Raw genomic sequence first — 19083 nt, forward strand, 5'->3', positions numbered from 1 at the left:
ACCTAACGCGAGGCCGAAAGGCGTAGTGGAAGGACAACAGGTTCAAATTCCTGTACCACCGTAAACCGTTATGAGCAATGGGATGACGCAGAAGGGCAGTGACGCGGACTGATGGAATAGTCCGTCCAAGCAGTGAGGCTGATGAGTAGGCAAATCCGCTCATCGTAAGGCTGGGCTGTGATGGGGAGCGAAAATTACAGTAGCGAAGGTCATGCACTCCGGCTGCCGAGAAAAGTCTCTAGCCAGGTGAAGGTGCCCGTACCGCAAACCGACACAGGTAGGCGAGCAGAGCATGCTAAGGCGCGCGGAAGAACTCTCGTTAAGGAACTCGGCAAAATGACCCCGTAACTTCGGGAGAAGGGGTACCTCGGTAGGGTGAATAGCCCGAGGGGGTCGCAGTGAAAAGGCCCAAGCGACTGTTTAGCAAAAACACAGGTCTGTGCGAAGCCGTAAGGCGAAGTATACGGGCTGACGCCTGCCCGGTGCTGGAAGGTTAAGGGGAGCGGTTAGGGGTAACCCGAAGCTGTGAACCGAAGCCCCAGTAAACGGCGGCCGTAACTATAACGGTCCTAAGGTAGCGAAATTCCTTGTCAGGTAAATTCTGACCCGCACGAATGGCGTAACGACTTGGGCGCTGTCTCAACGAGAGATCCGGTGAAATTTTAATACCTGTGAAGATGCAGGTTACCCGCGACAAGACGGAAAGACCCCATGGAGCTTTACTGTAACTTGATATTGAACTTTGGTACGATCTGTACAGGATAGGTGGGAGCCTAAGAAGCATGAGCGCCAGCTTGTGTGGAGGCGACGTTGGGATACCACCCTGATCGTATCGGAGTTCTAACCTAGGACCGTGAAACCGGTTCGGGGACCGTGTCAGGTGGACAGTTTGACTGGGGCGGTCGCCTCCTAAAATGTAACGGAGGCGCCCAAAGGTTCCCTCAGAATGGTTGGAAATCATTCGGAGAGTGCAAAGGCATAAGGGAGCTTGACTGCGAGACCAACAAGTCGAGCAGGGACGAAAGTCGGGCTTAGTGATCCGGTGGTACCGAATGGAAGGGCCATCGCTCAACGGATAAAAGCTACCCTGGGGATAACAGGCTTATCTCCCCCAAGAGTCCACATCGACGGGGAGGTTTGGCACCTCGATGTCGGCTCATCGCATCCTGGGGCTGAAGTAGGTCCCAAGGGTTGGGCTGTTCGCCCATTAAAGCGGTACGCGAGCTGGGTTCAGAACGTCGTGAGACAGTTCGGTCCCTATCTGTCGCGGGCGCAGGAAATTTGAGAGGAGCTGTCCTTAGTACGAGAGGACCGGGATGGACGTACCGCTGGTGTACCAGTTGTTCCGCCAGGAGCACCGCTGGGTAGCCAAGTACGGACGGGATAAGCGCTGAAAGCATCTAAGCGCGAAGCCCCCCTCAAGATGAGATTTCCCAATTTAGTAAGACCCCTTGAAGACGACGAGGTTGATAGGTTCGGGGTGGAAGCGCAGCAATGCGTGCAGCTGACGAATACTAATCGGTCGAGGGCTTATCCTAATAAATACGCTAAAGTTTCAGAGCTTGTCTTTTGCATCCAGTTTTCAAGGTAGCAATACCTTTACGTAAGGCCGTTTGGTGGCGATGGCGGAGGGGAACCACGCGTTCCCATCCCGAACACGACCGTTAAGCCCTCCAGCGCCGATGGTACTTGGACCGCAGGGTCCTGGGAGAGTAGGACGTCGCCAAGCACGAGAAGCCTGCCGCAGTTTGCGGCAGGTTTTTTGTTTTGTTCTAAGATGTCATCTCAATTATATGAGGTGGAATATTGATAAAAAACTGTCCTCGGTCATCAATGGAGGACAGTTTTTTTGTCATAAATAATGATTATCCGGTGGAATGATCTCAAGTATTCGAAGTAAGGACTGGTAGTCTGATTATCGAGTATAAGACATTCTAGCGGCTGTTTCACATGCATTAGTAGATAGTTCAGCTTAGCTTGTGCGATCTTCTGTAATGCGAAAGTTATGAAGGCAGTCGCTAGTCATATCCACAGGGCACGTTAAGTCTACTGTTATATTGTGATAGATAATGCATGCTCCTCATAAAAAAGATAACTCACGCTCTCCATGTGAAGATAAGCACTCAGCCGACTAATTATCGAAGCATAGCATTTAGCCAGTGCAGCTGAAGAGGAGACAGAAATGTTGTATGACTACAGACAGACGTGCTTTGCGTCATGTTTTTAACATCTGATCCATATACGTGAGCTGCTGGCTGGCCATGTGAGATCTGCTATTGCTCCTATTTATTACAAATAGTAGTCGGCGATCAGAAGCTCAGGCGCATCTTTCCATCTATTCTCCAGCACTATAATTAAATCTTCTAAGGTAGCAGCTTCCACTTCTTTTATTTCACGAATTTTCTCAATTAACGATTTAATAAGAGAAGGGTTTTCTCTTAAATTATATTTTAACACCAGGTTTCTCATATTTAAAATGAGAGATTCCAAATAGGAGAATTTTTCAATAAAAGCCGAACCATCCTCCAGGTAATTATGCTCCTCCATATATTTAATTCTTTTTGCCATGACACTCTTATGTTCCCATAAGGTGTGAAATAGTCTAGCATCAATTTTTTCCTTAGATCCGTCTATGTCAGCTTCCAAATATTTAATTATTTCATCGTAAATAGAGATTCCAAATATCCAACTTGCAGGTGGAGTGATGGAACGATAATGTAATGATGTATTTTCACTATATCTAAGTTCCTTTAAAGATTGAATAACTAACTTTATATCAAAATTATATTTATATTCTTTATTATGCTGCAATAAATAAATATATCCTCTGTTATTTATAGTTTTATCAAGCATAGTGAATGCAGTTTGAAATTCACTGAAATCCACCTCATACTCTCCATAATTCATATTTTTGTCATATCCTGATACATACAGTTTTTCTGTGTCCTTATCATATCCTGAAATCATCATTTCATGAGGCACTGTTTTAAATTTATACGCTTTTTTATGAGACACATAATATTCATCTACATGCAGATAAACATACTCGTTTTTATCAATTGCATCTAGAATAAAGCCTATCGTGCCGTCATTGTACTTTTCAGTATAACTATAATGTATCTTTTGATAATTAATTAGTGGACAACCTGTAAAGAACTCATACCAAGGCAAATGAGAATTATAGAAAGAGAAAAATTTACCTTGGGGGAAGTTGCCTGCGCATACCAATTGTATGTAGTTACTATAGAACCAATCATCCGACTTATTATCTTGCAATACTATTGAAAGAGGGTACGCGTTACATAAATACCCGTGTACTACAGGTTTTATTATGGGAAGCCTTTTTTCATTCATAATTTCACTCTCCAAGCTGTATTTGAAAATAACTTGATTATACACAAATTTCAATGATTATACAAATAATTAATTCCTTGGTTGCACCATAATTCTAAAAAGTTGAAAATGGTATGGTATTTTTGTGTTGACATCAATGTGTATAATCGGTAAAATCCATTCGTAAGTGTTTATATTATTTGGAAGGTGATCATCCTATACTCTTATTGTTTTTGTATTGATTGTAAAATGTGGATTGAGTATTTTGTATTTAGAAATTCATAAATAATGATTTTTGATTATATCTAAATAATGTGGAAAATTTGATTTGGAATAATATATAATAGTTATTTTTGTTGGTGCTTATTAGTTTCCAAATGAAAATATTTATTAAACGAAGTTTACTATGAAATAAGTAGAGAATTAAATATTTATTTCAGTTGGTAGTATGATAATTGAAATAATATTTTTATAAGGAAGGGTGCTATGTTAAATAACCATGTATTAAGTTTGGTTGGAGATACGCCACTGGTCCAATTAACGCCTAAACACCTGGGCTATATTGACTTGTATGCTAAATTGGAGTATTTCAACCCTAATGGAAGTGTGAAGGACCGGGCGGCCAAATATATTATTGATAAGCTGCTTCATACTGGAGAGATTAGCTCAAATACTTTAATTATAGAGTCTTCATCCGGTAATTTTGGAATTTCTCTGGCTGCGTATTGCAAATTTAATAACCTTAAGTTTCATTGCGTGATCGACCCTTTAATTTCACCTATTAACGAGTTGCTTATACGATCTCAGGGTGCCGAGGTTACTAAGGTTACCGAACGAGATGCTAATGGTGGATATCTTCTCAATCGTATTCAGAAAATAGAAGAGTTAAGGCAAGTCACAGCGGATTCTTACTGGATTAACCAGTATCAAAATCCCTATAATGCAGAGGCTTATTATCATTCATTGGGTGAAGAGCTGAATAAACAATGTGAACGAATAGATTATATTTTTATCGGGGTCAGCTCGGGGGGGACAATAACGGGTCTATCCCAAAGTGTCAAAAAGAATTTTCCTCATTGCAAAGTAATTGCTGTAGATATAGACGGCTCTGTTTTATTTGGAGGCACTCCTAAAAAAAGATTCATACCGGGCATTGGCTCCAGTCTTGTACCCCCAATACTGGAGCAAGCTTATATTGATGAAGTAGTGGTTGTGAATGAATATGATACCGTTATGCATTGCCGCGAGTTACTGAAAAATCAGTACATCTTTGCCGGGGGTTCTTCCGGTTCGATTATGGCAGCAATTACATCATATTTTGCTAAGCAAACATTTTCTGTACCTCCTGCTGTAGTGGGCATATTTTGTGATAGAGGCGATCGTTATGCGACAACCATATATGATGATCGTTGGGTCGAAGAAGTGTTTGAACAACATATTTTAAGTGGCGGTGATAAGCATGCTTTATCTAGATAAAACGGACATTGATAAAATGGGAATAGAGTGGGCAGCGTTAATTTCTGTTATTGAAGCTGCGGCGGCAAGCATTGAAAGTAAGGATTACGCGCAACCCTTAAAGCCTTATCTGAGGTTCGGAGATTCACGTAACCGTATTATCGCAATGCCTGCATATATTGGTGGGGATCATGCCGCAGCAGGTATAAAGTGGGTTTCCAGTTTTCCTGGCAATGTGGATAAGGGGCTGCCGCGTGCCCATAGCATGCTGATTTTAAACAATACACAGACGGGTGAGCCTCATGCTGTCATCAATACAGCGTTATTAAGTACGATACGCACAGTAGCAATTACGGGCGCATTTGTTAAAAGCTATCACGATTACAAACCTTTACAAGCAGCAAAGGTAGGATTGATTGGTCTTGGACCTATAGGGGAGAGCCACTACCATTGGCTGCGTGAATGCTATCAGCAAGAAATCGAGCAAATTAATGTGTTTGATATTAATCGGCAAGCTTCGATCCGTTTTAAGGAGAAGTATGCAGCGGATGAGAGAATTGTGATAGCGGATAAGTGGGAGGAGGCTTATGAAAACTGTGACATTGTTATTACTTGCACGGTTGCATCCAAGCCCTATATTCATACCCGCCCGAAAGCAGGTTCGCTGCACTTAAACATTTCATTAAGGGATTATGGCTCTGAATTTTATGACCGCAATCATACGGTTATCATTGTGGATGATTGGGATGAGGTTTGTAGAGAAGGCACAAGTGTAGAGCTCATGCATCACGAAAGCAATTTGCAGAAAGAAGAGGTTTATACACTAGCAGATGTCATTTGTAACAAGCGGTTAACGCAACTGCCACCTCAAACAACGCTTCATTTTAACCCTATGGGCATGGGGGTTTTTGATATAGCTATCGGAAATTATTATTTGGATAAAGCTGTTCTTCAGGGAGTGGGAGTAAAGCTATGAAGGATAGCAAGCAATTCCTAAATATTTTTGATGAGCAAATGCAAAGACGACTAAACGATTACTCAAAGGGTGAAAATGTACCAATTCCCGATTTAGTAGTGGGATTCTCTGCGATTTTAGCTGCAAGCTATACAAGTCATGAGACGATTGTCGTGGATTGTGCAGGAGCAGGCTTTGGCGAAAAAGGTTTCCATTCCTATACTTTTCAAAGAAAGAATCTGTTAGGGCAGTCGTTAAAAATCCTCTGCAAAGATATTACCGTACAGAATAGTAGGCCAAGCGGCATAGCAGCTGAACTAGATGAAAGCTGTAAAGTGCTCATGAGTGTTGGGGAAGATCAGAGAACGACTAGTCTTTCTGAGCAAGGGTATTCCTGGTCTCTGCAATTTCATCAGCACAATCCTTCTTATTTGGAAATAGTGTTGAATCAGCTCGTATTTCCTATCCCTATTGAGAAGGACATGCTAGCTCACTACTGGAGTATTGTTAATCGGATTTTAGATTCCAAAGCTGAGACTGTAATGGAGCTTGTAGAGCTCTCCACTGAGCAGCGACAACAGATAATAGAGGATTTTCAATCGTCCAGAGATTGGGGAGAGGACATACAAAAGACCTACTCCGAGTTGTTCGAGCAACAGGCAAAGCGGACGCCAGATTCAATCGCACTTATATATGACGAAGAACAGTTAACCTATCAAGAGGTGAACGAGAAGGCGAACCAGCTGGCACGTTATTTTATTGAAAATGGATTGCATCCGGCTGCTTTTGTAGCTGTATATATGGAGCGTTCCCCTTTGTTGGTAATCTGTATGCTGGCTATTTGGAAGGCAGGGGCAGTCTATATTCCATTAGACCCGGAATACCCAGCTACACGGACTGAAATGATCATAGAGGATTGTATACCGGTCCTGCTTATCGCGAGCGGCCAAGTAGATTTAAAAGTCCCATCAGCGGTGAAGACGATTAACCTCAAGGCTGCGTTAGAAGAAAGTGAGATATATTCTAAGCTAAATATCCTATTGAATGTTTCAGCGGATGATTTGTCCTACATCATTTACACCTCCGGTTCTACAGGACGTCCCAAGGGAGTCATGATTGAACACAAAGGAATGAACAATCATCTATTTGGGAAAATAGCTGATTTGCACATTAATTCTTCAAGTATTATAGCTCAAAATGCTTCCCACTGTTTTGATATTTCCATATGGCAGCTTCTCGCAGCATTATTGCTTGGAGGCAAAACCGTTATTTACAGCAATCGGCTAATTAAACAAATTCATCAGTTTATTGCTCGTATTGCTGCAGATAAGGTGCAAATATTGGAGGTCGTTCCATCTTATTTGTCTGTCATGCTGGATTGGCTAGCAAGAAGACCCGCAGATTTTCCGAATTTAAAATTTGTAATGGTAACTGGAGAGGCTTTGTCTCTTAACCTGGTAAAAAGATGGAAGGAGCATTATCCAGCTATTGATATGGTTAATGCATATGGCCCGACAGAGGCATCAGATGATATAACTCATTGTTTTATGAGTAGTCAAATAAGCCCAGATGTAGTTCCAATAGGTAAGCCATTGTATAACATGAAGGTGCTTGTGCTCGATAATACCAATCATCTTTGCAAAATAGGGGTTAAAGGTGAAATTGTGGTTGCTGGCATAGGAGTAGGTAGAGGGTATTATAGCCAGGAGGACAAGACGAATGCAGCATTTGTTCACTTCAATCATTTGAATGCAGAGCACACAGAGGAACGCTTCTATAGGACAGGTGATATAGGCTGTTGGACAACCGAAGGAGACCTACTCTATTTTGGTAGAGTGGACCATCAAGTAAAGGTTAGGGGTTTCAGAATTGAGCTTTCGGATATAGATATCGCCGTTTGCAGATACGCAGGAGTAAAGGAAGCTATTACGGTTGTTAGGACGGATGAGAGAGGGAATAAACAGCTAGAGGCATTTGTAACCGTGACCGCTGAACTGAATAAAGAGCTGCTATTGGAGTATTTAGGCGGTCAGCTGCCGGGCTATATGATACCCGCACAAATAACAACACTCGAGCAATTTCCTTTAACTGTAAATGGAAAAATTGATCGAGCCCAGCTAATAAATTTCACTTCGGAAGTAGGTGAACAGCTTGTATGAGCAAATAATAACTCTAATTAAGCCCTATACTAATTTGCCGGAGCTTCCCCAAGAGGAGCTTGTCCATCTAAACTTAAATAACTATGGGCTTGATTCCATCTCATCCATTAATTTAGTGCTGGATATTGAAACACATTTTAATATTGTATATCCAGATGAGCTGCTTATGTTTGAGGATATGAATACGCTGCAGAAGCTTGTGGACGCCGTAACCTCAATTGTAAATGAGCAGACAACGGAGGGGATAAAATGACTGCTAGTACAGAGCAATCCTTAACAGATTTATTGAAGACAGCTAAGGGCTTGGCGGTGCAAATAGAAAATTATTCACACCAGGTTGATAGGGAGGGCAAATTCCCAGAGCAATCTGTACAGCTGCTGCGGGACAACGGCTTAATGGGTGTTTTAATTCCTCATCAATACGGGGGTGCAGATGTACCGCTGGATGTGCTGGTTAAACTCTGTGAAGTCATTTCGGGTGCTTGTTTAAATACAGGGATGATATGGGGCATGCATATGCAGCAGGTGGCTATTTTGGCGGAATATGCTGAAGATAGCTTAAAAACCCGATTGTTGCCACGAATTGCAAGGGGCGAGGTGTATGTGGTCTCAGTCACTTCCAGTCATAACAAAACGGGCAGCGGCTTTGCGTCAGAATCAGCAATTCAGAAAGCGGGTAGTGAAATTAAATTTGAAAGAAATGCACCGACCGTTACCGGGGCTAATTATGGAGATGGATACCTGCTCACTATCCGCGAGGATGATAATAAATCAAATTTGGCCTTTGTATATGCAGAACGCAACCAGTTGACAATGGATTCTGAACCTACCTGGGATGCAATGGGAATGCGGGGTACACAAAGCTGCAAGCTTTCACTCACCGGTACCGTTCCTAAAGATCAGTTTATTAATCCTCCAGGGGGCTTTGCAAGCATTGCCCATCAGACCATGAATCCCATTGCCCATATAGCGTGGGTTGCTTGCTGGCTCGGAGCGGTTAAAGCAGGTTACTTTAAGACGCTTAAATGGCTGCGCCATCCTGAGAACCGCCAGGCATATGATCTTCGATCAAGCTCCCTTATTGAGAAGCTAGCCCGCATTCGGATGAAGATTGATACTGTTCAAACTTATTTACAGGCTGTTACACAAGAATATAGCCAATATCGCGGCCTAGAGGCTGTAGATGCCAAGACTAATACTCAGCCGTTTAAAATGAGAATCAATTATTTAAAAATTTTAGGTTCTGAAATGCTGGGTGAGGCCATTGATGAGCTCATTCAATTAGTTGGCTTGAAATACGGCTATTTGAAAAATGAAACGCTGCCTCTTGAGAGAATATTCCGTGATATGCGTTCATCCAGACTGATGCTTAATAATGCGAATTTGCTGTTGGCTAATGGAAGCTTTGCTTTGTTGGAAAAAAACGAATACTAAATATATGGAGGTCTACATTATGACTAGAAATGACATGGTAGTTAGCTTGAAAAACTTTTTGGTAAACGATTTGTTGGTTGAAACACCGATTGAGGAAATTCGTACGGATATGGGCTTGGCGAGCGAGCTAAACGTAGATTCATTAGGCTTTACAGAAATTATGGCCCATTTGGAGGACGAATATAACATTCGTATCTCAGATGAAGAATTTATTCCGGAAAATTTCAAAAACATAGATGCTCTTATCAACCTAGTTGAAAGTAAAAAATAAAATAGGTGATGGTATGAAAGCTATTGATATTAGCGGTATGAGTGCAGTTACCTGTCTAGGCAATGATTTATCTGATATTTGGCAGCAGGTATGTGAGGGATCTAGCGGTTTAAGGCCAATTACATTGTTTGATACTTCAAAAAGCCGCTCCTCTATTGGGGGGGAAGTTTCCAGCGAGCCAGTTGCTCAGGGATATGATAGAATGCTTGCCTTCTCGGTGCAAGCTATTCAGTCAGCTATGATCAATGCGAATATTGATTGTGATTACGTTCATTCTGTTCGAGCAGCGCTTATTATTGGAACAAGCCTGGGGCATATTTTTGATAATGAATCAGGGCCTGTTGTGCTGGATGATTTTGTAGAGGAACTTAAAATCAAGCTTGGCTTGAACATAGCTGTATTAACAGTCTCAACGGCCTGCTCCTCAGGAACGGATGCAATTGCCAATGGCGGCGATTTTATTGAGTTTTTAAATTACGATCTGGTCATTTGCGGCGGGGTAGATGTACTCGATTTATATAAATTAATGGGACATTCTAGTCTGCACACCTTATCTCCTAATAAATGTAAGCCGTTTGACCAGCATAATGATGGAACCTCACTTGGCGAAGGCGCGGCCTTTATCATTTTAGAAAATAGAGAAGCCCTTAAAGAACGTGGTGGGAGGCGCATCGCTGAGCTAGTCGGGCGCAGCAGTACAACCGATACGAAATCAGTTACCTCGCCAGATGAAAGTGGAGGCGGGGCAATAAGAGCAATCAGTCAAGCTCTTGGACAGAGTAAAAGCGGGCCTGAAAGTGTCTCGTATGTAAATGCTCATGGTTCGGCAACTCCAGTTAATGACGCAATGGAGGCAAGAGTATACCAAGAGCTGTTTCAAACAAGGGCTATACCGATTTCCTCCACTAAAGCTGCTTTTGGGCATACACTGGGGGCAACAGGCGCCATTGAGGCTGTTATCGCTATTTTTGCACTCGTTCACGAGCAAGCACCGCCTACAGCAAATACAACAAAGCTGCATGAGGACTGGAGTGCGGCAAATGTCGTTTTTTCTAATCAGCCGCAGCCTATAGAGAAGCCCGAGACCGCAGTTACGGTTACTTATGGCTTTGGCGGAGCTAATGCGTGTCTTGTTTTTCTAAAATAGACAGTGGACATGAGCTGACAAAAGGGTAGGAGTGGTCTGTTTTGCATTCAAGAAAACATATTTTAATGACCGGCATTACTGGCTTTATTGGAAGCTACTTAGCTGCGTCCTTTCTAAAACAATCTAATCCGCCTCATATTTATTATTTAACGCAGGATGACATGGATGGCTCTAAGGCACGTCAAGCTGTTGAATTTGGGCTTGAGGACGACAGTTTTGAAATAGATTGGGAAAGCAGCCTTACCCCTCTTATTTGCTCGGATTTTAATCATTCTGCGGAATTATCGAAGGTGCTGAGCGAGTTGGAGGTAGATGAGGTATGGCATATTGCCGCCCAAATGAGCTATGACTATAATGAATTGCCGCAAACGGTCCAGTTTAATGCAGTTACTTCTACCCATCTGTTAAATGCCCTTAAGCATTGCAGCAGATTTTATTTTTTCTCCAGTACCGGTGTAGCCGGCTTAGGAGAAGGCGGACAACATGAGGTGCCTGAACAGCTGCTGCACCAGTTTGATGTTGTAAACCCCTACACCCTTTCCAAAATATTGGCGGAATACATGCTTTCAGATGCTGCAAGCAAGCGGGGGATTCCTCTCACCATTATAAGGCCGGGTAGTGTCATTGGGAGCAGTAAGACAGGCTGGGCGGGCCGAAGCCGCTATGGATATTATTCCTATTTATATCCGCTAAAGAAATTTCAAAACAAAGAGATGGTTTTTTATGTGGATATTGATCCGGATAAAAGGTTTCCTGTTATTCATGCCGATCATTTAGTTGAGTTATGTGAACGCCTTCGTCAGCGGGAGCAAAAAACGGCTTGTGAAATCGTTCATGCAGTAAATGAGGGATTATGGACGGCGAGGGAGCATTTCAGACTGCTGGAGGAAACGCTGAATAGCAAGCTTTCTATAGATTTCGGGGCTGGGCATGAAGGGTTTAACAAGGTCTACAACAGAATGAATGCGGATAATAACAAATTTATGGGTGTAACATGCACTTTTTCAATGAAGAGGCTAACAGAGGCTTTAGGTAAGGGGCAGTTGCCTCCAGCTTTAAGCGCAGAGAGTTTGAGGAATGTGTTTACAGGATATTTTAAGCCATGATAAAGACAGGTGTTTTCACATGAAAATACGAAGCCATTCATTGGATCGTGTTATTGAGCTGGAGCCGGGGAGGTTCATTACTGCCTTAAAGTTTTTATCCTATAATGAGCCGATTTTTAATGAGCATTTTCCTGAGCGTGAGGTCTATCCAGGGTCCATGGTGCTGCAAAGCATATTTTCTGCTTTAAAGGTTGCTTTTCAATATGAAGAAGCTATGGATGTTTTGATGGAATGGGAATTAAAGTTGATTAATTTTAAGAAAATGTGTGAGCCAGGCGATCTATTAAAAATAGAGCTAAAGCGAATAGAGGATGCTGACAAAATCAGTTTTATAGTCAGTGAGTACTTTGGGCGGAACTTGCTTTGTAATGGGCAATTTGTGCAGAGGAAGGATTGAAAGCGTAGTGGAAGCCGTTAAAAGGGCAGTTGTAACGGGAGGTACGAGAGGAATAGGCAAAGTCATTACTGAGCGATTAATTGCTGCAGGCTATTTTGTAGATTTTACTTTTGTGCAATCCTATGAGCATGCTGAAGAGCTGGAAAGGCGTTATGCAGGCAAATGCAGAGGAGCGAAGGTGGATAGCAGGCATCCTGAGGAAGTACGCAAATATATTGAGAATATTTCTTCAGCGGAACCTATAACTGTTTTAGTGAATAATGCGGGTATCACGTTTAACGCTTTGGCTAAAGAAGGAACATGGGAGGATTTTCAAGACACCTTGAATATTAATTTGGGGGGGAGCTTCCACTTTTGCAAGGAGCTTATCCCACAAATGAATAGAGCGAGGAATGGAGACATTATTATGATTTCCTCGCTTGCCTCCGATAATGTGCGGGTGGGAAATGCCTATTACGGTACTTCCAAGGCTGCAGTAAATCGTTTTACGGAGACGCTGGCAATAGAGCTTGCGAGAATGAACATAGCCTGCAACATAATCTCCCCGGGCTTTGTAGAAACGGATTTGGTTAAAGAGCTGCTTACTGATGAAAAGAGAAGAGAGCTTCTGAAGGAGATTCCACTGCGCCGTTTTACTTTGCCAGAGGAAGTGGCGGATGCGGTCATGTTTTTGCTGGGGAGGAAACCGCTGTTAATAGGTGCCAATATTCCGCTTGGCGGCGGCGGTCACTTACGATAATGGGAGGGCACAATGAAGCTGCTGGAAGGAAAACGTGGTCTTGTTACAGGTGTAGTTAATCACCGTTCCATTGCATGGGGAATTGCAAAATTATTTCATGAGCAGGGCGCAACCCTTGGATTTACGTATCATCGTGAAAAGAAATGGGTAGAAAAGCTTGCTTCGTCCATTGACGCGGATTTTGTTGAAAACTGTGATGTATCCGACGACGAGCAGATTAAGCGAGTATGCGATTTGTTTGGCAGTCGCTATGAATCCGTTGATTTTATTATACATGCGATTGCCTATGCTGATGGAAACGAGCTAGCGGGAGGAGTAATTAATACTTCAAGACAGGGCTTTCTTCATACGATGAATGTGTCCGCATATTCTATCATCCCTTTTTGTCAGTATAGCCGTCCGTATTTTAGAGAGGGCTCCTCTATTATCTCTCTTTCTTACTTGGGTGCTGAAAGGGTATGTGCAGGATACAATGTGCTTGGCATAGCCAAAGCGGCATTGGAAACAACCTGCAAATATTTAGCCTCTGACCTAGGAGGGGAACAGGTTAGGGTAAATGCAATTTCTGCTGGACCGATTCGGACGCTTGCTGCATTTGGCCTGCCTAATTTTAAGGAAATGGTTGAAAAAAGAGCGGGGCAAAGCCCTCTTAAAAGGAATGTGACACAAGAGGATGTAGCCAAGACAGCTTTATACCTTGCTAGTGATTTAGCTAGTGGAACTACTGGGGAAATTATACATGTTGACGCGGGCTACAATATTATGGGCACGTGGACTGAGGAAGTGCCATGTACTTAAGCTTATGCGGTGCGGTTGAGCTAGAAAATCAGAGGTATAGGGCGATCTTTCATCCAGAACGATATATGCCGTTTCTGGAAGGCGGCCAAGCTGGAGCGATTCCGCTATATATTATGATTGAGGCGCTTGCCCAAATTAGCTGTCGTGCCTCTAGCACTGCTTTTTTTGGGGGGGCTCGAACCATTCCGGTTCAAATCAAAAATGTCCGCTATGTAAAGCAAATTTTTGATTCCTATCCTGTAGGAGAGCTGGTGCTCTCGGCAGATGTAGGGCAGAAAGGCAAGTTTGCTCTAGCGGATTGCAAGTTGGAAACGGCAGAGGGAGAAATGATTGTCGAGGCTGCGATTACGGTGAGTCCGCTTCCACCACAATAAAGAAAGGTATGAAAACAAAGTGATGCCTTTAAAATTATTTGCTTCTGTTATCGTGACCTTTCAGGGCTATGGGCTGGAGGGGCTGCAAAAAAGCTTTGAATGCGAAATGCCCGCCGAGCCGCATATTCTTCGTCCTGAAGCTTTGAGAGGACATGTATCAAAAATAGACCCTGCCACAGAATTATCTGCTTCAGCAGCTGTGGCAATGAGAGAAAAGCTTCCGCGAATAGACAATGAGCGTATAGGTATTATTTTAGGCACAAGGGCTGGCAATCATGTTCTGGCTCGGCAATATGGTGACCGAATTCGCCGTCAAGCTAGCTCGCCGGTTCTTTTTTCGACCTCTGGCTACAGCATCTGTGCCGGGCTTGCTGCATTTTCGGCTAAAATAAATGGTCCATCACTAGTCATAGCGGGAAAGCAAAGCAATTGGGCAGATTGCCTCATAGTTGCTAGCAACTACATAGCACGTGGCGATGCAGATATGATATGGGTCGGGCAGGTAGAAGTTACAGAAGACGGGAAGCATGGGATTTGTGGACTGACTGCTTTGGCCAAGCTGCAAGAGGATGACGATGCCCAGACTGTGAAGGTTCATTTTGCGGATAGTGATCGTTTCATATTCAATGACTCTGCTGCTGCAACGCTGCAAAAACAAGGACTGGCGGCTTCGTTCCTTCCTACAGGACTTGACCATCTTCATGATTGCATCGAAACCTGCTTATTAACGAACGAAGACAGCGAAGCGCTTGTCTATAATAGTCAGTTTGGAAGACGAGTAATCGTGCAGAGAGGTTTATTATGATAAAAGTAACGGAGTGGCTGGATAGTTTAGCTAATAAAAATGCGGTGTTAACGGATTTTTCCGGGGCATCCATTATAGAAGTGAGCTACAAAGAATTTATGAATTGTGTGAGCGAAACGGCGATGGAATGGAGTAAGCTTGGCGTTGTTGCAGGCAGTACGGTGCTTCTTTCCTTGCCTAGTCACCTGTCCTTACTAATTCACACGCTAGCTTTAGTAAAGCTGGGCGCAGCTCCTGCCCCTATATCCAATCATCTGACGGGTGAGACGTTTCGCCATATTTGTCATACGGTTCAACCCTGTGCAATCCTGTCTACCCAGGCAAAAATGGAGCAGAGCCTTATAACAGAGTTCGAAGTAAAATCCGCCCGGTTTGCTGTTTTTCATCCGTTAAAGCTATTCGTGAGGAAGAACAGGGCTATTAATTCCAGCTTAGAAAATTGCTGCATCCTCTCAACTACTGGAAGCACGGGCTTACCTAAGTCAGTGGTCCATGCTTCTAGCAGTCTCCTGCAAAATGCCTTACTGCATATGAATGAAATAGATAAACATGAGGGAGGCAGCTATATTGCCTCTCTGCCTATTTTTTATTCCTATGGCTTGGTTGCAGGGGTTTTAGGGGCTTTGAGCAAAGGCAAAAATATTTATTTTCCAGAGCAGCCCTTTTATCCGCGAGGCTGGTTTGATTTGTGCGAGCAGCAAAATATCTCGCTAGCATCTATTACCCCTTCCTTATTAAAAAGATTGCTTGCAACAGACAGGATATTTCCTAGCACGCTTCGTAAGCTTACGATCGGAGGCGATCTGTCTGATCAAGAGGATCTCGAGCAACTGCAAGCCGTATACTCAGGCGATATTTATCTTACTTACGGATTGTCAGAAGCCGGCCCGAGGGTAATGACACAGAAACTAAAGAAGAATTACACAGCAGAGCAGGGCGTACCGATGGGTAGGCCTTTATCTGGAATTGAACTTAAGCTTGATGATGCGTATAGTATCGACGGCGATGAATATGGCGAGCTATGGGTGAAAACCCCTACAGCTATGTTGGGATATTTGCAGGACAAGCAGTTTCGGAGAGATGATTTTAACGGGGAATGGCTGCGAACGGGCGATATTGTCCGAAGAACAAAGGGCTTGGAGCAAGATGTTTTTTTTGTGGAACGGAAGAAAAACATTATTGTTTCCGGCGGTGAGAAGCTATATCCCGGTATCATTCGAAATGTTCTTCTGCAGCACCCACTTGTAGTAGAAGCGATGATCTTCAGCCTGCCTAGCGAAAGGTGGGGGAATGTTCCCGCTGCTGCTATAAAGCTAGTGTCAGAGGCAGCTGAGAACGAACTTCCTTTGATTTTGGAATGGTGCAAATCGCGACTGCGGGGCATAGAGACACCCCATAAATTAGTAATAGAAAAGGATTTAATTGTCTCAAAAAAATAAATTCAGGAGGCTTACAGTGAATAATACGATTAATGAAATTCCAGAAAACAGCTATTTTTATGGTCCCTATAATTGTACAATGAATGCAGTTGGATTATACTTACTCAAGCACAACATTAGTATAGATGCGATTTATAGCCATAATTTCAATTTCAGCTGCAGTTTTGATAACAAGACCATTTCCGGATCTATGTCTAATCAAAGTTTATTTGATTTTGTAAAAGAATATTATAATATAGAATTAAAGGAAAACGGTGTGGACGGTATACCGACTAACGAGTATTTCATGGTGACGGTGGATGTATTTTATGTGCCTGGAAACAGTTATTATAATAAGCATCATTCTGGACATAGCATGCTAGCCTATTTATCAGAGGACGGCATTGTAAATATTAATGATCCATATTTGAAAATCCATGAGCATATGCCGCTTGAGTCCTTCCTAAATACGCTTGTGGCGGGAAGACCTATTTATACCTTTGTAAGCCTGCCAGTATCCGATCGGGTAGCATCGGATAAAGGGCCATACATTTTGAACAAAGACTACAAAGTGCTTTATAAACACGCAGAGCAGGAACTATATCGTATTCTTGAAGGTATTTGCAGCAATCTGGATGATGAATTTAATGTGGAGGCTTTTTTTGGCGGGCTGCGGACACTAGAAATTGCACGTGAGAATTATTTTAGAGCAGTAGAGGCGCCAGAGGAGTATGTAAAAAAAATTAAAATTGGCTGGAAAAAGACGTTGATGAATTACATTAGAATGAAAAAAAATGCTAAATATCTGGATGATATTAAAGCTACTATCCAAGATGTGCTTGAAGACGAAATAAAATATTTAGATAGCTTACACGACCGAAGCCATTAGGGGGAACAACATGAGTTTCATTGAGGTAAAGGAGATTACAAAAAACTATCGTGTTCCTATTAAAGGAGAAGGTTTTGCAGGCCTAATCAAAAAATATTTGAAGCCTGAATACAAAACGTTATGTGCTGTCAACCAAATATCGTTGAACGTTGATGAAGGCGAAATCATTGGTTACTTGGGTCCGAATGGGGCAGGGAAATCAACTACTTTAAAGATGCTAACCGGTATTTTGCATCCTTCGAGCGGAGAGATATTGGTTGATGGCATGAGACCTTATTTGAACCAGAAGAAATATGGGTCACTTATAGGAGTTGTTTTCGGACAGAAAAGTCAATTGTGGTGGGATCTGCCGGCTAAGGACTCTTTAGAATTATACCGTGATATTTACAAGGTCTCCCTCCAGCAGTACAAGGAGAATATTGATATGTTTAATTCCATCCTTTCGCTGCATGAATTTTGGGAAAGACCCGTTCGGAGTTTAAGCTTGGGGCAACGCATGCGGGTGGAGATTGCCTCCGCACTGCTCCATGATCCTAAAATTCTCTTTCTGGATGAGCCTACAATAGGTCTGGATATTATTGTTAAGGAGAAAATTCGATTTTTCCTTAAAGAATTGAATGCTGCCAAAAAAACAACGATCTTCTTGACCACGCATGATATAACGGATATTGAGCGAGTATGTGAGCGAATCGTTATTGTGAATAAAGGCGAGAAAATTTTCGACGGCAATGCCAAACTATTGGAGGAAATGTTCTCGGAGCAGAAGGAAATCATTCTTACCTTTGCCGGGGATCGTGTGCCGGAATCGGTTAATAACATGTCCATAAACGGCAATATTAGTCGTATGGAAGGTAATCGGTTATGGCTACAAGTAAATAATACGATTCCAGTTTCGGAGCTCATCAAAGATATTGTTAATCTCTATGAGATTACGGACATCCAAATATCCGGCATTGAACTAGAAAGCTTGCTAAGCAAGGCGTATGTGTCTCCGCTCAAAGGAGAAGGCGGATGAGGAAATATATAACGGTATTTCGCAAAACGCTCGCATTGCAATTTACTTATAATTCGAATGTCTTTTTTTCTATTTTATCCTCTTTGATCTTTGTGCTGCTTCAATATTCTTTATGGCAGCAAATCATTGAGCATGGCAGCTCAGATAGTCAATTAACAATAGGGATGATGTCCACCTACATTATACTCGGCATGATTATCCGCAATTTAACGACGGCGGATATTTCTGATTTTTTGGCTGAGGAAATCAATAAGGGAAGCATTGATTTATATTTAGTAAAGCCTTATAGCTTGTTCTTTTTCTCCTTTGCTCGGCATTTGGCAGTAATAACAGGGCTGTTTATTACAAGGGGTCTTATTATTGTTCTGGTATGCTTGCCTTTCATCGGCTCTCAGTTGAATATTGATCTATCCTTCAGCTTTTATTTTCTTTTAAGTGTAGGAAATGCGATCATTATGTCCTTTTGTTTGGACTATATTATAGGTTTGATGGCATTTGTTTTTGTGAAAATATGGCCGATTAAATATTTGGTTAGAGATATAGGCAACATTTTTTCCGGCTTCTATGTGCCGCTTTGGTTTTTCCCGCAGTGGCTCATAACGATTTCAAACTTTACACCGTTTAAATATATGTACTTTTTCCCTCTAAATATTATCATTGGTAACTACTCCAAGCAGGAGGTCGTTCAGGAGCTTGGGATTAGTGCGGCATGGAGTGTATTGCTCCTATTGATTATTACTGTGGTGTGGAGAATAAGCAGGAAAAATATTATTTCACAAGGAGGCTGA

General features: G+C 42.5%; 18 protein-coding genes and 2 rRNA genes (1 of these 20 cut by a window edge). 19 read left to right on the plus strand and 1 reads right to left on the minus strand.

Features of this window, described 5'->3' with window-relative positions; translation table 11 throughout:
- Both V5J77_RS00585 and rrf read left to right on the plus strand, forming a co-directional pair.
- Positions 1 to 1538: ribosomal RNA gene (locus V5J77_RS00585) — 23S ribosomal RNA — on the plus strand; it begins 1506 nt to the left of the window's first position.
- A 74-nt stretch (positions 1539 to 1612) separates the two neighbouring features.
- Positions 1613 to 1729, plus strand: a 5S ribosomal RNA gene (gene rrf, locus V5J77_RS00590).
- Positions 1730 to 2289: 560 nt separating this feature from the next.
- Here rrf and V5J77_RS00595 read toward each other — a convergent pair.
- The gene (locus V5J77_RS00595; RefSeq protein WP_338553869.1) at positions 2290 to 3354 is read right to left on the minus strand and encodes a hypothetical protein; all 1065 of its coding nucleotides are present in this window, start codon (positions 3352 to 3354) and stop codon (positions 2290 to 2292) included.
- 465 nt (positions 3355 to 3819) lie between these two features.
- On the opposite strand from V5J77_RS00595, the gene sbnA reads away from it, so the two are divergent.
- Genes sbnA through V5J77_RS00680 form a run of 17 tightly spaced genes read left to right on the plus strand, consistent with a single transcriptional unit; the run spans position 3820 to position 19083 of the window.
- The gene (gene sbnA / locus V5J77_RS00600) at positions 3820 to 4809 is read left to right on the plus strand and encodes a 2,3-diaminopropionate biosynthesis protein SbnA (protein WP_338553871.1); all 990 of its coding nucleotides are present in this window, start codon (positions 3820 to 3822) and stop codon (positions 4807 to 4809) included.
- Positions 4793 to 5764, plus strand: coding sequence for a 2,3-diaminopropionate biosynthesis protein SbnB (locus V5J77_RS00605; RefSeq protein WP_338553872.1), 972 nt, complete (start codon positions 4793 to 4795; stop codon positions 5762 to 5764). Before sbnA ends, V5J77_RS00605 begins: the two co-directional genes overlap by 17 nt.
- Complete coding sequence (locus V5J77_RS00610) at positions 5761 to 7902, plus strand: amino acid adenylation domain-containing protein (protein WP_338553873.1); 2142 nt, start codon at positions 5761 to 5763, stop codon at positions 7900 to 7902. Before V5J77_RS00605 ends, V5J77_RS00610 begins: the two co-directional genes overlap by 4 nt.
- Positions 7895 to 8155 carry a phosphopantetheine-binding protein gene (locus tag V5J77_RS00615; protein WP_338553874.1) on the plus strand — a complete coding sequence of 87 codons (261 nt, stop codon included), beginning with the start codon at positions 7895 to 7897 and terminating at the stop codon, positions 8153 to 8155. The genes V5J77_RS00610 and V5J77_RS00615 overlap by 8 nt, the downstream gene beginning before the upstream one ends.
- Positions 8152 to 9336, plus strand: a complete 1185-nt coding sequence (locus tag V5J77_RS00620; RefSeq protein WP_338553875.1) for an acyl-CoA dehydrogenase family protein — start codon at positions 8152 to 8154, stop codon at positions 9334 to 9336. Before V5J77_RS00615 ends, V5J77_RS00620 begins: the two co-directional genes overlap by 4 nt.
- 19 nt (positions 9337 to 9355) lie before the next feature.
- Entirely contained in the window at positions 9356 to 9607 is a 252-nt protein-coding gene (locus V5J77_RS00625) for an acyl carrier protein (RefSeq protein WP_338553876.1), read from the plus strand.
- Positions 9608 to 9620: 13 nt separating this feature from the next.
- Entirely contained in the window at positions 9621 to 10754 is a 1134-nt protein-coding gene (locus V5J77_RS00630) for a beta-ketoacyl-[acyl-carrier-protein] synthase family protein (RefSeq protein WP_338553877.1), read from the plus strand.
- A 41-nt stretch (positions 10755 to 10795) separates the two neighbouring features.
- On the plus strand, positions 10796 to 11860 hold the full coding sequence (locus V5J77_RS00635; RefSeq protein ID WP_338553878.1) for an SDR family oxidoreductase: 1065 nt from the start codon (positions 10796 to 10798) through the stop codon (positions 11858 to 11860).
- A gap of 19 nt (positions 11861 to 11879) precedes the next feature.
- On the plus strand, positions 11880 to 12257 hold the full coding sequence (locus V5J77_RS00640; RefSeq protein ID WP_338553879.1) for a hypothetical protein: 378 nt from the start codon (positions 11880 to 11882) through the stop codon (positions 12255 to 12257).
- A 7-nt stretch (positions 12258 to 12264) separates the two neighbouring features.
- Positions 12265 to 12996, plus strand: a complete 732-nt coding sequence (locus tag V5J77_RS00645; RefSeq protein ID WP_338553880.1) for an SDR family oxidoreductase — start codon at positions 12265 to 12267, stop codon at positions 12994 to 12996.
- A 12-nt stretch (positions 12997 to 13008) separates the two neighbouring features.
- The gene (locus tag V5J77_RS00650; RefSeq protein WP_338553881.1) at positions 13009 to 13794 is read left to right on the plus strand and encodes an enoyl-ACP reductase; all 786 of its coding nucleotides are present in this window, start codon (positions 13009 to 13011) and stop codon (positions 13792 to 13794) included.
- The gene (locus V5J77_RS00655; RefSeq protein ID WP_338553882.1) at positions 13785 to 14168 is read left to right on the plus strand and encodes a hypothetical protein; all 384 of its coding nucleotides are present in this window, start codon (positions 13785 to 13787) and stop codon (positions 14166 to 14168) included. The genes V5J77_RS00650 and V5J77_RS00655 overlap by 10 nt, the downstream gene beginning before the upstream one ends.
- Before the next feature lie 22 nt (positions 14169 to 14190).
- Positions 14191 to 14973: a beta-ketoacyl synthase N-terminal-like domain-containing protein gene (locus V5J77_RS00660; RefSeq protein ID WP_338556486.1), complete on the plus strand. Its 783-nt coding sequence runs from the start codon at positions 14191 to 14193 to the stop codon at positions 14971 to 14973.
- Positions 14970 to 16412: a class I adenylate-forming enzyme family protein gene (locus tag V5J77_RS00665; RefSeq protein WP_338553883.1), complete on the plus strand. Its 1443-nt coding sequence runs from the start codon at positions 14970 to 14972 to the stop codon at positions 16410 to 16412. Before V5J77_RS00660 ends, V5J77_RS00665 begins: the two co-directional genes overlap by 4 nt.
- A gap of 16 nt (positions 16413 to 16428) precedes the next feature.
- Positions 16429 to 17280, plus strand: a complete 852-nt coding sequence (locus V5J77_RS00670; RefSeq protein WP_338553884.1) for a hypothetical protein — start codon at positions 16429 to 16431, stop codon at positions 17278 to 17280.
- Positions 17281 to 17290: 10 nt separating this feature from the next.
- Positions 17291 to 18295 carry an ATP-binding cassette domain-containing protein gene (locus tag V5J77_RS00675; RefSeq protein WP_338553885.1) on the plus strand — a complete coding sequence of 335 codons (1005 nt, stop codon included), beginning with the start codon at positions 17291 to 17293 and terminating at the stop codon, positions 18293 to 18295.
- On the plus strand, positions 18292 to 19083 hold the full coding sequence (locus tag V5J77_RS00680) for an ABC-2 family transporter protein (protein WP_338553886.1): 792 nt from the start codon (positions 18292 to 18294) through the stop codon (positions 19081 to 19083). The genes V5J77_RS00675 and V5J77_RS00680 overlap by 4 nt, the downstream gene beginning before the upstream one ends.

It is taken from the genome of Paenibacillus sp. KS-LC4 (genome assembly GCF_036894955.1).
GTDB lineage: Bacteria > Bacillota > Bacilli > Paenibacillales > Paenibacillaceae > Pristimantibacillus.